Source organism: Arthrobacter pityocampae (assembly GCF_002927275.1).
GTDB lineage: Bacteria > Actinomycetota > Actinomycetes > Actinomycetales > Micrococcaceae > Arthrobacter_D > Arthrobacter_D pityocampae.
The window spans coordinates 93949-107017 of record NZ_PRKW01000003.1 but is presented as its reverse complement, the minus strand read 5'-3'; the positions used below and the strand labels follow the sequence as shown (position 1 = coordinate 107017).

The 13069-nt window shown below is 71.6% G+C and carries 13 protein-coding genes; 10 read left to right on the top strand and 3 right to left on the bottom strand.

Features of this window, described 5'->3' with window-relative positions; all coding sequences use genetic code 11:
• Positions 1-5: 5 nt before the first annotated feature.
• Together C4K88_RS06980 and C4K88_RS06975 are read right to left on the bottom strand one after the other, a co-directional pair.
• A complete protein-coding gene (locus tag C4K88_RS06980; protein ID WP_241521760.1) occupies positions 6-1055 on the bottom strand; it encodes an aminoglycoside phosphotransferase family protein in 1050 nt (349 codons plus the stop codon).
• The gene (locus tag C4K88_RS06975) at positions 1048-2331 is read right to left on the bottom strand and encodes a DUF4439 domain-containing protein (protein WP_146065637.1); all 1284 of its coding nucleotides are present in this window, start codon (positions 2329-2331) and stop codon (positions 1048-1050) included. The genes C4K88_RS06980 and C4K88_RS06975 overlap by 8 nt, the downstream gene beginning before the upstream one ends.
• Before the next feature lie 87 nt (positions 2332-2418).
• Between C4K88_RS06975 and rimP the strand changes: the two genes are divergently transcribed.
• The 5 genes from rimP (at position 2419) to rbfA (ending at position 8143) form a co-directional block, all read left to right on the top strand.
• Entirely contained in the window at positions 2419-3045 is a 627-nt protein-coding gene (gene rimP, locus C4K88_RS06970; RefSeq protein WP_104121276.1) for a ribosome maturation factor RimP, read from the top strand.
• Between the two features lie 10 nt (positions 3046-3055).
• The gene (gene nusA, locus C4K88_RS06965; protein WP_043447478.1) at positions 3056-4045 is read left to right on the top strand and encodes a transcription termination factor NusA; all 990 of its coding nucleotides are present in this window, start codon (positions 3056-3058) and stop codon (positions 4043-4045) included.
• A gap of 36 nt (positions 4046-4081) precedes the next feature.
• On the top strand, positions 4082-4498 hold the full coding sequence (locus tag C4K88_RS06960) for a YlxR family protein (RefSeq protein WP_104120924.1): 417 nt from the start codon (positions 4082-4084) through the stop codon (positions 4496-4498).
• A gap of 124 nt (positions 4499-4622) precedes the next feature.
• A complete protein-coding gene (infB, locus tag C4K88_RS06955) occupies positions 4623-7598 on the top strand; it encodes a translation initiation factor IF-2 (RefSeq protein ID WP_104120923.1) in 2976 nt (991 codons plus the stop codon).
• Between the two features lie 107 nt (positions 7599-7705).
• Positions 7706-8143, top strand: a complete 438-nt coding sequence (gene rbfA / locus C4K88_RS06950) for a 30S ribosome-binding factor RbfA (RefSeq protein ID WP_104120922.1) — start codon at positions 7706-7708, stop codon at positions 8141-8143.
• A 75-nt stretch (positions 8144-8218) separates the two neighbouring features.
• On the opposite strand, the gene C4K88_RS06945 is transcribed toward rbfA, so the two are convergent.
• Complete coding sequence (locus tag C4K88_RS06945; protein WP_104120921.1) at positions 8219-9397, bottom strand: pyridoxal phosphate-dependent aminotransferase; 1179 nt, start codon at positions 9395-9397, stop codon at positions 8219-8221.
• Between the two features lie 55 nt (positions 9398-9452).
• Here C4K88_RS06945 and truB point away from each other — a divergent pair, with 55 nt between their 5' ends.
• The 5 genes from truB to C4K88_RS06915 all read left to right on the top strand — a co-directional run bounded on the left by truB (position 9453) and on the right by C4K88_RS06915 (position 13060).
• Positions 9453-10355, top strand: a complete 903-nt coding sequence (truB, locus tag C4K88_RS06940) for a tRNA pseudouridine(55) synthase TruB (RefSeq protein ID WP_241521757.1) — start codon at positions 9453-9455, stop codon at positions 10353-10355.
• Positions 10356-10357: 2 nt separating this feature from the next.
• Entirely contained in the window at positions 10358-10726 is a 369-nt protein-coding gene (locus C4K88_RS06935; protein WP_104120920.1) for a hypothetical protein, read from the top strand.
• Positions 10723-11166, top strand: a complete 444-nt coding sequence (locus tag C4K88_RS06930; RefSeq protein ID WP_104120919.1) for a hypothetical protein — start codon at positions 10723-10725, stop codon at positions 11164-11166. Before C4K88_RS06935 ends, C4K88_RS06930 begins: the two co-directional genes overlap by 4 nt.
• Before the next feature lie 119 nt (positions 11167-11285).
• On the top strand, positions 11286-11933 hold the full coding sequence (locus tag C4K88_RS17090; RefSeq protein ID WP_146065636.1) for a DUF4345 domain-containing protein: 648 nt from the start codon (positions 11286-11288) through the stop codon (positions 11931-11933).
• 131 nt (positions 11934-12064) lie between these two features.
• Positions 12065-13060: a bifunctional riboflavin kinase/FAD synthetase gene (locus C4K88_RS06915; protein WP_104120916.1), complete on the top strand. Its 996-nt coding sequence runs from the start codon at positions 12065-12067 to the stop codon at positions 13058-13060.
• Positions 13061-13069 lie beyond the last annotated feature (9 nt).

Genomic DNA, 13069 nt, shown 5'->3' with positions numbered 1-13069 from the left:
ATCGGTCAGGGGACAGGCAGCCGATCCACGGGCGGCAGACCGTCCAGGGTGCGTCCCAGGACGGAGCTCGCGACCCAGAGCGATCGCTGCGCCTCCCCGGTGGAGCCGTGCGCCAGATAGGACAGCGCGTTGCGGACCTCGCGGACCACGGTCCAGCCCCGGGCCAGCTCGGCGTCGAGACCCCCGGCGGACGCCAGCGCCCGGCAGTGAGCCTGCAGATGACCGGCGGGGTCGGCGGGATCGAGCTCGCCCAGCCGATTCCACAGCAGGGGCGCCACCGCGTACTCGGCGTCGCCCACCACGGGCTTCGGGTCGATCGCGACGAAGTCCCCGAGCCGGCCCGGCGAGGACGGCAGGAGGTTGTCGTAGTGCAGGTCCGCGTGCACGAGGACGTCCCGCTCCGAGCGCCGGCCGATTGCTCCGCGCGACTGGCACACCTCCAGTGCGGCCTCCATGAGCCAGCGGGGGAGCGGCTCGCCGAGCTCGTCCCACCGGGCGGGGAGCGTGTCCGTCCACTGCTCGGCCTCGGAGGCCAGGTGGGGGAAGGCGGCCCAGCGGGCACTGTCTCCCGCCGGGAGGCACAGCCTGCGCAGGACCGCGCCCCACGGCGCGGGCGTCTCGTCGAGCGGTACGTCGCGCAGCGAGTGGTCCCCGTCGAGGCGCTGCAGGAGCAGGGCGTAGTCGGAGCGCGACGACGCCAGCAGGCGGACCGCACCTCGTCCGTCCCACAGCGCCAGTGCGTCGGGCTCCGGCAGGGCCTCGTCGTGGGGGATGCTCAGCTTCAGGACGGCCGGCGTGCCCTGATCGCGCTCCAGGACCGGGACGACGACGCCGCACCGGCCCGCCCAGGCGGGCTGCCCCGGCTGGAGGTCGAGGTCGAGGTTCCACTCCTCGAGGCGCTCCCCGAGGAGGCCGTGCCATGTGCGGGTCCAGCGGGCCCCGCCGTCGATCGTCCGCGCGGACCGGACGAGGGACGGCGGGAGCTCCGGGAACGTGGCGAGTCGTCCGGAGACCGACGACCGCCCGCTCGCGCCCGCACCGGTATCACTACCCACCGGGGTCCGCCGTCGGGGGAGCTGCCGGTGGCGCTGGAGGAGGCGCAGGCGCAGGGGCCGTGGCAAGCCCCGGGAGGGCATCGAGGGGTGTGCCGGCGTCGAGGCTGCGCTGGGCGGCCGCGCTGAACGAGACGACCGCCCAGGCCCGCGCGTCCGGCCCGACCGTCGCGATGAGGCCCGCATAGAACTCGGTGTGCGCCTGCTCGATCGCGCGCGTCGCGGCGACGGGATCGGCGCGGAAGTCCGGCCCGATCGCATAGCCGGTCGCCGTAGGGGCCTCGGGGACGCACAGGGCGGCGAGGCGGTCGGTCACGGCTTCCGCGGCCGACCGGTGGACGGACGCCGACTCGAGGGCCCGCGCGGGCTCCGGGAGCAGGGCTGCGGCGACCTCGTACGCGTACCGGGCTTCGTCCTCCGCGGTCCTCGCGTGGAGGAGGCCCTGGCGGTCGGCGTCGGGGCCCAGCGGGGTTCCCGCGCACTCCGCCGGCGCCTCGGGCAGCGCCTCGGGCGGAGCGGAGCCGGTCGGAGGAGCGGCCGTGGGTTCCGCGCCGGTCGACGCGTCGGGGGTCGGCAGGTCCGCGAAGGGGCCGGTCCCGGCGGCGAGGTCGACGGCGGACAGCGCGCCGGGCGAGGGCAGCCCGGGGTCCACGCCCAGGGTGTCGCCGAGCCGCAGGGCGTGCCGCCACTGGTTCACCCCCGCAGCAGCGAGCACGCGGCCGGGACCGGGGTCCGCGCGGCTCGCGTCGCTGAGGCTTCTCAGTGCGCTGTCGCGGAGGGCCGTCAGCACGGCAGGGCCGTCGGCGGGTGTCGGGGCGGCAGAGGGCCCGGTGGTGGACCCGGTTGGGGACTGGGCGCCGGCGCCACCGACAGCACCGGTGGCAGGGTCGGTGCCCGGCTCCGCCGTCGGATCGGGGGAGCGCGGGAGGGCCACGGCGTCCGCCTGCTCGTCGAGGTCCGTCGCGGCCGCCGCCAGCTCCGCCGCGGCCTCCGGATCCAGCGCGGGGGCCGCCGCTGCGATGCGCGCCTGGCCGGCCGCTGAGCGGTAGCGGAGCTCGGCGTCGAGCTGCGCCTGCTCGGACACGGAGTAGACGCGCTCCTGCGGTTCCGGGGACCGGACGGCCAATCCCACACCGACCACGAGGAGCATCACGGCGAAGAGCCCGACCAGGCCCAGGGACCGCCGCGCCAGGCGCCCGGCACGGGATCCACGGCGCCCTCCGCCGGCTCGCTGCCTCTCCGTCCCCGCCCGTCCCATCACAGTTCCCGATGATGTCACGCCCCTTCCCGTTTCGACCGCCGATACACCGGGTGCCCCGGAATGTCGGTACTCTTGGACGACAACATCATCGAGTGGGAGGCAGCCATGGCGGTCCGGTCCGGGAACGAAAATCACGCCTCGACCCGCAGGTCGGCCTCGGAGGCCGAACTGCAGGACGAAGCGCAGCGTCTCAGGACACGGCTGAAGCCGGTCGTCGACCAGCACAACCTGTACCTCGAGGACGTCGAGGTCAGGGTCGCAGGGTCCCACCGCACGGTCCACGTCGTCGTGGATCTGCCCGAGGAGACCACGGGCAGTGTCGGTTTCGATCTGATCTCCGCCATCTCCACGGACCTCTCCACCGCGATGGACGACCTGGAGGACGACGACCGTCCGTACAACCTCGAGGTCTCGTCCCCCGGAGTCTCCCGTCCGCTCACCGAACCGCGGCACTGGCGCCGCAACGTGGGGCGCCTGATCGAGGTGAAGCCGGTGACCGGCGACGTGATCCTCGGCCGCCTGCAGGACGTGTCGGACACCGGGGTCCGGCTGATCCCGCAGCTGCCGGTGAAGAAGGGGATGAAGCCGAAGCTCGGCGATCCGCTCGCCCTCGATTTTTCCAGGATCCGCAAGGGGACCGTCCAGGTCGAATTCGCGCATCCCGACGACGACCACCACGACGACACCGATGGGGCCGATCCGGAGATCTCCGGCGCCGTGCACCACGCGTAAGGAGACCCACATGGACATCGATATGAGCGCGCTGAGACTCCTCGAGCACGAGCGCGAGATCCCCCTCGACAAGCTGGTTCCCACGATCGAGCAGGCACTGCTGATCGCCTACCACCGCTCGCCCGGCTCGCACGAGACCGCCCGCGCCGAGCTCGACCGCCGGACCGGGCACGTCACCATCTGGGCGACCGAGAAGGACGAGGACGGCGCACCCGTCGGCGAGTTCGACGACACGCCCACCGGCTTCGGTCGCATCGCGGCGAGCACCGCGCGCCAGGTCATCCTCCAGCGCCTCCGGGACGCCGAGGACGACAACATCCTCGGGGAGTTCCGGGGCAAGGAGGGCGAGCTCGTCGCCGGCATGATCCAGCAGGGCACCAACCCCCACATGATCCAGGTCAATCTCGGCTCGGTGGAGGCGGTCCTGCCACCGCCGGAGCAGGTGCCCGGGGAGAAGTACCTGCACGGCACCCGCCTGCGCGCGTTCGTGGTCGACGTGCACCGCGGCATGAAGGGGCCCTCCATCACGCTGTCCCGCTCACACCCCGGGCTCGTCCGGAAGCTCTTCGAGCTGGAGGTGCCCGAGATCGCCGACAGGACCGTCGAGATCGTCGCCCTCGCCCGCGAAGCCGGACACCGCACCAAGATCGCGGTGAAGGCCAACATCCCCGGCGTCAACGCCAAGGGTGCCTGCATCGGCGAGATGGGCAGCCGTGTCCGTGCGGTCATGAACGAGCTGAACGACGAGAAGATCGACATCGTGGACTACAACGACGACGCCGCCGCGTTCATCGCCAGTTCCCTCTCGCCGTCCCGCGTGACCTCCGTGACGATCACCGACGAGGCCACGCGGTCCGCGCGCGTCGTCGTCCCGGACTACCAGCTCTCCCTCGCGATCGGCAAGGAAGGCCAGAACGCCCGCCTCGCCGCCAAGCTCACGGGCTGGCGGATCGACATCGTGTCCGACGCCGCGCAGCAGGCGTCCGCGGCGAAGGCGTAGGCCCGCGGGTCGGGCGGCGGTATCGGAAGGGGTAGAATGGACGAGACTGCCGCGCGGTCACGCCCGGAACAGGCTGCACGCCGAAACGATTCCGGGCACCGACCGACGGACGCCCATCCGATACGCACCTGCGTGGGATGCCGTCGGCGGGATCGCCAGTCACACGTGATGCGGGTTGTTGCACGACCGATCGACGGCCACCTGACGGCCGTCCTCGATGAGCGGCGCCGGTTATCCGGACGGGGTGCTTGGCTGCACCCCGACCCGGCATGCATGGAGACCGCCGTCAAGCGGAAAGCCTTCTCGAGGGCCTTCCGCGGGCCGGTGGACACTGCGGAGTTCGCAGCGTCCTTCCAGGCACACCTGGAGCGTCGAGACGGACGCTCCGTCCCCACCGTCCCCCCTGAAAGCGGGTCAGCACCCTATGGAAACCCGATGAGCACCCAGCGATGAGTGCGCAACGATGACCAATCCGTTGCGCTCGACATTCGATCTGCCAGACGCGCTTGCGACTGGGATCAGCAGTAGGAAATAGACGGTTCGTGCCTGACTCGGTGCGGACCGAGACAGGAGTAATGTGGCCAAGGTCCGCGTACACGAGCTCGCGAAAGAGCTCGGTATCACCTCGAAAGACGCAGTCGCAAAACTGCAGGAACTGGGCGAATTCGTCCGTTCGGCATCATCCACCATCGAAGCCCCCGTCGTGAAGAAGCTTCGCGGCGCCTTCCCGAACGCCGCACCCAAGGCTGAGGCAGCCCCCGCGCCCTCACGCCCCTCGGCTCCCTCACCGGGCCCGAAGCCGGGTGCCGCGCAGGCAGCACCCGAAGCGCCGGCCCCGGCGGCGCCAGCAGCACCCGCCCCGGCAGCGCCGGTCGCACCGCAGGCATCGCCGTTCTCCAACGGTTCGGTCCCAGCACCGGCGGCCCAGGACGCCCCGGCAGTACCGAGCACCCCCGCACCGAGCACCCCCGCACCGAGCACCCCTGCACCGGCAGCACAGGAGACCCCCGCTCCGGCACAGCAGAGCACCCCGGGCGAAGGTCCGGGCGAGGGTGACCGACCCGGTCCCCGCCCGGCGACTCCTCCGGCCGCGCCGTCGGCAGGGACCACGCGCCCCTCCGGTGCCCGTCCCGGTGGCGCTCCCCGCCCCGGCAACAACCCGTTCGCCCCCTCGCAGGGCATGGGCTCACGCCGCGGTGACACCGATCGCGGTGCCGAGCGCGGTGCGGACCGTCCCCCGCGCCCCGGCAACAACCCGTTCGCCCCCTCGCAGGGCATGCCCCGCCCGGGTCGTCGCGACGATACCCAGCAGCGTCCCGCTGCCGGTGCCGGCGGACCCCGCCCGGCCGCCGGTGCGGGTGGACCCCGCCCCGCAGCCGGTGCCGGTGGACCCCGTCCGGGCGCCCCGCGTCCGGGTGCACCCCGTCCCGCCGGAGCGCCGGGCTCGCGCCCCACGCCCGGCATGATGCCGAACCGTACCGAACGCCCCGCCGCCCCCGGCCGCGGAGCACCCGGTGCCGGTGCCGGTCCGCGCCGCGGACCCGGAGGAGCGCCGAACAGCCCCAGCGGTGCACCCGCCGGTGGCGGCTTCGGCAAGGGCGGCCGCGGACGCGGCGGCACCGCCGGTGCCTTCGGCAAGGGTGGCGCCGGTCGCGGCAAGCAGCGCAAGTCGAAGCGCGCGAAGCGGCAGGAACTGGAGCAGATGTCGGCTCCGTCGCTGGGCGGCGTCAGCGTGCCCCGCGGCGACGGCAACACCGTCGTCCGCCTGCGCCGCGGCTCGTCCATCACGGACTTCGCCGACAAGATCGAGGCGAACCCCGCCGCGCTGGTCACCGTGCTGTTCCACCTCGGTGAGATGGCCACGGCGACGCAGTCCCTCGACGAGGACACCTTCCAGGTGCTCGGTACCGAGCTGGGCTACCTGATCCAGGTCGTCTCGCCCGAGGACGAGGAGCGCGAGCTCCTCAGCAGCTTCGACATCGACTTCGATGCGGAGCTGGAAGCCGAGGGCGACGAGCAGCTCGAGGCCCGTCCCCCGGTCGTCACGGTCATGGGCCACGTCGATCACGGTAAGACGCGCCTGCTCGACGCCGTCCGCAACACCAAGGTCGTCGAGGGCGAGCACGGTGGCATCACCCAGCACATCGGTGCCTACCAGATCCAGCACGTCCACGAAGAGACGACGCGCGCCATCACCTTCATCGACACCCCGGGCCACGAGGCGTTCACCGCCATGCGTGCCCGTGGCGCGAAGGTCACGGACATCGCGGTGCTCGTCGTCGCGGCCGATGACGGCGTCATGCCGCAGACTGTCGAGGCGCTGAACCACGCCCAGGCGGCCAACGTGCCGATCGTCGTGGCCGTCAACAAGATGGACAAGGAAGGTGCGAACCCGGACAAGGTCAAGGGCCAGCTCACCGAGTACGGCCTGGTCCCCGAGGAGTACGGCGGCGACACCATGTTCGTGCACGTCTCGGCGCTGCAGGGCATGGGTATCGACGAACTCCTCGAGGCGGTCCTGCTCACCGCCGACGCCGCACTCGACATGCGGGCCAACCCGAACAAGGACGCCCGCGGTATCGCGATCGAGGCGAACCTGGACAAGGGCCGCGGTGCGGTCGCGACCGTCCTCGTCCAGTCCGGTACGCTGCACGTCGGCGACACCATCGTCGCCGGCACGGCCCACGGCCGTGTGCGTGCGATGTTCGACGAGAACGGCGACGTCGTCACGACGGCGGGGCCCTCGCGTCCCGTCCAGGTCCTGGGCCTGTCCAATGTGCCCCGTGCCGGTGACACGTTCTTCGTCACCGACGACGAGCGCACCGGCCGCCAGATCGCCGAGAAGCGTGAAGCGGCGGACCGCAACGCGGCCCTCGCGAAGCGCCGCAAGCGCATCAGCCTCGAGGACTTCGACCAGGCCGTCGCCGAGGGCAAGGTCGACACCCTCAACCTCATCCTCAAGGGCGACGTCTCCGGTGCCGTCGAGGCCCTGGAGGACTCGCTGCTCAAGATCGACGTCGGAGAGGGCGTGCAGCTGCGCGTCATCCACCGCGGCGTCGGTGCGATCACGCAGAACGACGTCAACCTGGCCACGGTCGACAACGCGATCATCATCGGCTTCAACGTGAAGCCGGCAGAGCGCGTGGCGGACCTTGCCGAGCGTGAAGGCGTCGACATGCGCTTCTACTCGGTCATCTACGCCGCGATCGACGACATCGAGCTCGCCCTCAAGGGCATGCTCAAGCCGGAGTACGAGGAGGTGCAGCTCGGTACCGCAGAGGTCCGCGAGGTGTTCCGCTCCTCGAAGTTCGGCAACATCGCCGGTTCGATCGTCCGCTCGGGCATCATCCGACGCAACACCAGGGCCCGTGTCCTGCGCGACGGCAAGGTCATCGGGGACAATCTCTCCGTGGACTCGCTCAAGCGCTTCAAGGACGACGCCACCGAGGTCCGCACCGACTTCGAGTGCGGTATCGGCCTCGGTTCGTTCAACGATGTCAAGGAAGGCGACACCATCGAGACCTTCGAGATGCGGGAGAAGCCCCGCGCCTAGCAGGTAGCGCAGGTCGGGCGCCCCGGTTCTCCGGGGCGCCCGACCTGTCGAATCGCCGGAACCCTCACGGGTTCCTCTTCAGAGACGCTTCAGTAGGAGTAACAGCAATGGCAGATCCGGCTCGCGCCGCGCGGCTCGCGCAGCGCATCAAAGTCATCGTCGCGGAGGCGCTGCGGCGCCGCGTGAAGGACCCCCGGCTGGAAGCCGTGACCATCACCGACGCCCGCGTCACGAACGACCTCCAGCACGCAACCCTGTACTACACCGTGCTCGGCGACCCGGAGGAGCAGCAGGCCACCCGGATGGCGCTCGAATCCGCGCGCGGCGTGCTGCGGTCGGAGGTCGGGAAGAACATCACGGCCCGCCTCACGCCCACCCTCGAGTTCGTCCCCGACGAGGTGCCGGTCAACGCCAGCCACCTCGAGGAGCTCCTGCAGAAGGCACGTGAGCGCGACGCCGAAGTGGCCGCGATCGCACAGGGCGCGAACTTCGCGGGCGACGCGGACCCGTACCGCACGTCGGAGGACGACGAGGCGGCACGCTAGTCCCGGACCCGTCCGGTAGCGACGAGAAGGCAGCCGACCCCCGGGGTCGGCTGCCTTCCGCGTTGTCGGGGGAGGTCAGGTGCGCGACGGGGCGGGGAGCCGCGAGAGTCCTTCGACGAGGTCCTCGGCCCGCCCGCAGAGGGCGATCCTCACCCAGCCCTCGCCGCGGGCGCCGAACGCCGTCCCGGGGGCGAGGGCCACGCCGCGGTCCGCGAGGAACGAGCGCGTCCAGGCACGCACGTCGCCGCCGGTCGCATGGGACAGGTCGGCCCACAGGTAGAAGGCGCCGCGGGCGTCGAGGTACCCGATCGCCAGGTCGTCGAGAACCGCCGTGGCAGCGTCGCGGTTGGCCCGGTAGTGCCGCAGGGCCGTGGACACGTAGTCCTGGGGGCCGGTCAGGGCAGCGACGGCGGCGTACTGCGACGCCGCGGAGACGCAGGACACCGTGGCCTCCATGATGTTGCTGAGCAGCGGCTCCATGCCCGGCGGCGTCACGAGCGCGCCGATGCGCAGGCCCGTCAGCCCGTAGGTCTTGGACAGCGTCAGCGACGTGATCACGCGCGGCTCGTGGGCCTCCGGGACCGCCTCCGGCCCCCCGGCGTCGAAGCGTGCCGGGCTGACGTGGGGGACGTCGTAGGTGAAGGCCTCGTAGCACTCGTCGGAGAGGACCCACAGGTCCTGCTCGTGCGCGAAGCGGACCAGCTCACGCGTGAGGTCGTGGTCGAAGACCGAGCCGAGGGGATTCGAGGGGGAGTTCAGCAGGAGGACCTTCGTGCGATCGGTGACCAGCTCCCGCAGGTCCTCGATCCGCGGCTGGAAGTCGTGTTCGGGCACCAGGGGATAGGGCACGGGGACGCCGCCGAGCAGGCCGACCGTCATGGCGAAGGTCGGATACCCCGGATCGGGCAGCAGGACCTCGTCGCCCGCTCCGAGGAGTGTGCTGAGCGCCAGGTGCAGCCCCTGCTGGGCGCCGGCGACGACGAACACGCGCGACGGGTCGTCGTCGACCCCGGCCTGCCGCGAGAACCGTTCCGCGAAGGCGGCCCGGGCCGGGGCGATCCCGGCGTTGGGGGTGTAGTTCGTGTCGTCGCGGTCCAGGGCGGCCATACCCGCCTCGAGGACGTGCCGTGCCACCGGGAAGGCCGGCTCGCCGATGCTCAGCACGATGGCGTCGGGGGTGGCCCACGCCGCCTGGGTGATCTCTCGGATCTGGTTGACCGGGACGTTGACCACGTGGGCTGGAGCGGAAGGCATACGGAGGATGCTATCGCGCACGGGGCGGGGGGACCCGGACCATATACTGGGAGGCGTGAATGCCGGGCAGGTCCACTCAGGGCTGATTATCGTGGACAAGCCGCAGGGCTGGACCAGTCATGACGTCGTCGGGCGCCTGCGCCGCCTGGCCGGGACCCGGAAGGTCGGCCACGCCGGCACCCTCGATCCGATGGCCACGGGCGTCCTCGTTGTGGGGATCAACCGGGCCACCCGCCTCCTGACCTTCATCGTCGGCACCACGAAGACGTACACCGCCACGATCCGGCTGGGCCAGTCCACCCTCACCGACGACGCCGAGGGCGAGGTCACCGGGGGGAGCATCGCCGCGGCGGTGACCGAGGAGGAGATCCGCGCCGCCGTCGCCGCCCTCATCGGGGAGATCCAGCAGGTCCCGAGCAGCGTCAGCGCCATCAAGGTCAAGGGCGAGCGGTCCTACGCGAGGGTCCGCTCCGGCGAGGAGGTCCACCTCCCCGCGCGCCCGGTGACCATCCACCGCTTCGACATCCACGCGATCCGGCGCGTGAGCAACGGCCGTCTCCAGGACGTCGACGTCACCGTCGAATGCAGCTCCGGCACCTACATCCGCGCCCTCGCCCGCGACCTCGGCGCGGCGCTCGGCGTCGGCGGCCACCTCACGGCGCTCCGCCGGACCCAGGTGGGCCCGTACACCATCGGGCAGGCACGCACCCTGGAGCAGCTCGCCGTGGAACTGGACGTCCTTTCGCTCGACGACGCCGGACGGGCGCTGTTCTCCGTCCGGGAACTCTCGGACACCGAGACCGCCGACGTGTCCCACGGCCGGAAGGTCGCGCCGAACGAGGATCCCGACGGGCCGGTCGCGGCGTTCGCGCCGGACGGCACCCTCGTGGCGCTGCTCGAGAACCGCGGGGACGCGGCCCGGACCGTCCTGGTGTTCGCCCCCGGGGGCAAGGAGTAGGCGTGGATCCCTTCTTCCTCATCGGGGTCATCGTGTGCGCCGTCTCCGCCGTGCTGTGCATCGGTGCCGGCGTGCTGCGCCGCCCGCCCAACGACATCACGATCCTCTCGATCGCGGCCGTCGAGCTCTTACTCCTCGCCTACACCGTGGGCGCCGTCATCCGGCAGCTCGCGGGGGAACCGGTCCTCGGGGAGGCCTGGGAGTTCTGGGGCTACCTGCTCACGGCGCTCCTCGTGCCCGTCGGGGCGTTCTGGTGGGCGATCCTCGAGAAGACGCGGTGGAGCAATTTCGTACTGGGCGCGGCGGGGTTGACGGTGTTCGTCATGCTCTTCCGTATGGAGCAGATCTGGGACGGAGTGGCGGGACTGTGAGCAGATCCGAGCACGGAGCGGTCCCGGCCGCGCCCGCCCCGGAGGGAGCCGGCCGCGCGAGCGGACCCGGGAGGCTCCTGATCGCCGTATACGGCGTGTTCGCCCTCGCGGCGACGGCCAGGGCCGCCTTCCAGATCGCGACGAAGTTCGACCAGGCGCCGCTCGCGTACCTGCTGTCGGCGTTCGCCGCCGTCGTGTACGTCGTCGCCACCGTCTCCCTCGCCCGGCCGGGCGCGCGGGCCTACCGTGTGTCCGTCGTCGCCGTGACCACCGAGCTGGTGGGCGTCATCGCGGTGGGACTCCTCAGCGTCCTCGACGCCCAGGCGTTCCCGAGCGAGACGGTGTGGTCGGCCTTCGGGCGCGGCTACGGGTTCGTCCCGCTCCTCCTGCCCGTTCTCGGCCTTCTCTGGTTGCGCCGGAACCGGCCGGCCCGGGCCTGACGCGGCTGCCGCCGGACGGGAACGGATGGCCGCCACCCGTGTCAACCGCCGCCGACGGCAGGCCGCATCATGAGAGTATGACCGCAAGCACACCATCCGGCCCGCCTCCAGGGAGCGACATGACCAGCAACAGCCCCGAGCACGACAACCTCTCCTCGTCCGGCGGCGCCACGCCGCGGACCTCGGGCGCGGCGTCCGAGACCCCCGGGGCCGGCGCCCCCAGGGCCGGGGCCCCCAGGACCGGCACTCCCAGGGCCGAGACTCCCAGGACCGGCACCCCCGGGACCGAGACTCCCGGGGCCGGCGCCCCGGGGAAGGGCGGGAAGGCGGGCAGGTCCGCGTCCACGGGCGGTGACTGGAACGTGTTCCGCACCGTCGTCGTCCTCGTGGGACTGGCCCTGGCCGCGTTCGGCGCCTACTACCTCATCCTCGGGACGGCGGGCCTGCCGGACACCGAGGGCACTCCCGTCAATCCCACCCTCGAGAGCCAGTTCCGGTTCTACTCGGCCATGATGGTCGGGGTCGGCGCGGCGTTCATCACCATCGCCATCAAGTTCCAGTGGGCCAACATGCTCTGGCTCGTGTGCCTCATGGTGTTCATGGGCGGCATCGGCCGCGTGCTGTCCTGGGCGTTCTCGGGCACCCCCAACTACCTCATGATCATCCTCATGGTCATCGAACTCGCCTTCCCGGCGGCCCTGCTCGTCTGGCACAAGTACATCGCGAAGACCACCGAACTCCGCAAGGAGTTCGCCCGGCGCAGCTAGCAGGCGCACGCCCCTCGGCCCGTGGGCGATGCCGTCCGGAACGCGGCCGTCGGCCATAATGGGATCGGCGCCGACCGGCCGGACCACACCTTCGCGGTTCCGGGGGAGCGGCCGAACCGCGAAGGAGATGCGTGTACTACTGGAGAGACCTGGACAGTGTGCCCGAAGATTTCGGGCCCTCCGTCCTGACGCTCGGCAACTTCGACGGCGTGCACCGCGGGCACCAGCGTGTCCTGCAGCAGGTCGTCGAGGCGGCGCGGCAGCGATCCGCCGAGGCCGTCGTCGTCTCTTTCGACCCGCATCCCGCGCAGGTCCACCGGCCGGACTCCGCGCCCGAACTGATCATGGGTCTCGAGGACCGGGTGGAGACCCTCGCCGGGACCGGCATCGACGCTCTCCTGATGATGCACTACACGCTGGAGCTGGCCTCCAATTCGCCGGAGGAATTCGTGGAGCGCGTGTTCGTGCGGGCCCTCAGGGCGAAGGCCGTGGTCATCGGCCACGACGTCCGGTTCGGCAGGGGCAACAGCGGGGACCTCGACACCATGCGGGAGCTCGGCCGCACGCTCGGCTTCGAGGTCATCACCATCGACGACTTCGGCGCCAGCTATCCGGAGGACGCCACGGACGCCGACGGAGACCGCCGCTGCTCCTCCACCTGGGTCCGCGAGGCGCTGGAGGCCGGTGACGTGGGAACCGCGGCCCGCGTGCTCGGCCGGCTCCACCGCATGCGCGGTGAGGTGGTGCACGGCGCGGCCCGCGGCCGGGAACTCGGCTACCCGACGGCGAACCTGGGAGCCACCGCGCAGGGATTCGTCCCCGCCGACGGCATCTACGCCGGCTGGCTCATCGACGGGGCCGGGACGCGGTGGCCCGCCGCCATCTCCGTCGGATCCAACCCCACCTTCGACGGCGTGGACCGCCAGGTCGAGGCGCACGTCATCAACCGTCCGCCCGAGCGGGTACAGGACTTCGACCTCTACGGGCAGTCCGTGGCCGTCGAGTTCGTCGAGCGGCTGCGCGGGCAGATCACCTACACGGGGCCCGAGGCGCTGGTCGAGCAGATGCGGCTGGACGTCGACAACGCCCGCGGCCTGCTTTCGACAGAACATCAGCCCAGACGCTAGACTCAGGGT

Bases quoted from the DNA above. Each gene is read 5' to 3' on its own strand.
- rimP (WP_104121276.1), top strand. From the start codon at position 2,419: ATGGCGGTCCGGTCCGGGAACGAAAATCACGCCTCGACCCGCAGGTCG.
- nusA (WP_043447478.1), top strand. From the start codon at position 3,056: ATGGACATCGATATGAGCGCGCTGAGACTCCTCGAGCACGAGCGCGAG.
- C4K88_RS06960 (WP_104120924.1), top strand. From the start codon at position 4,082: ATGGACGAGACTGCCGCGCGGTCACGCCCGGAACAGGCTGCACGCCGA.
- rbfA (WP_104120922.1), top strand. From the start codon at position 7,706: ATGGCAGATCCGGCTCGCGCCGCGCGGCTCGCGCAGCGCATCAAAGTC.
- C4K88_RS06945 (WP_104120921.1), bottom strand. From the start codon at position 9,397: ATGCCTTCCGCTCCAGCCCACGTGGTCAACGTCCCGGTCAACCAGATC.
- C4K88_RS17090 (WP_146065636.1), top strand. From the start codon at position 11,286: ATGACCAGCAACAGCCCCGAGCACGACAACCTCTCCTCGTCCGGCGGC.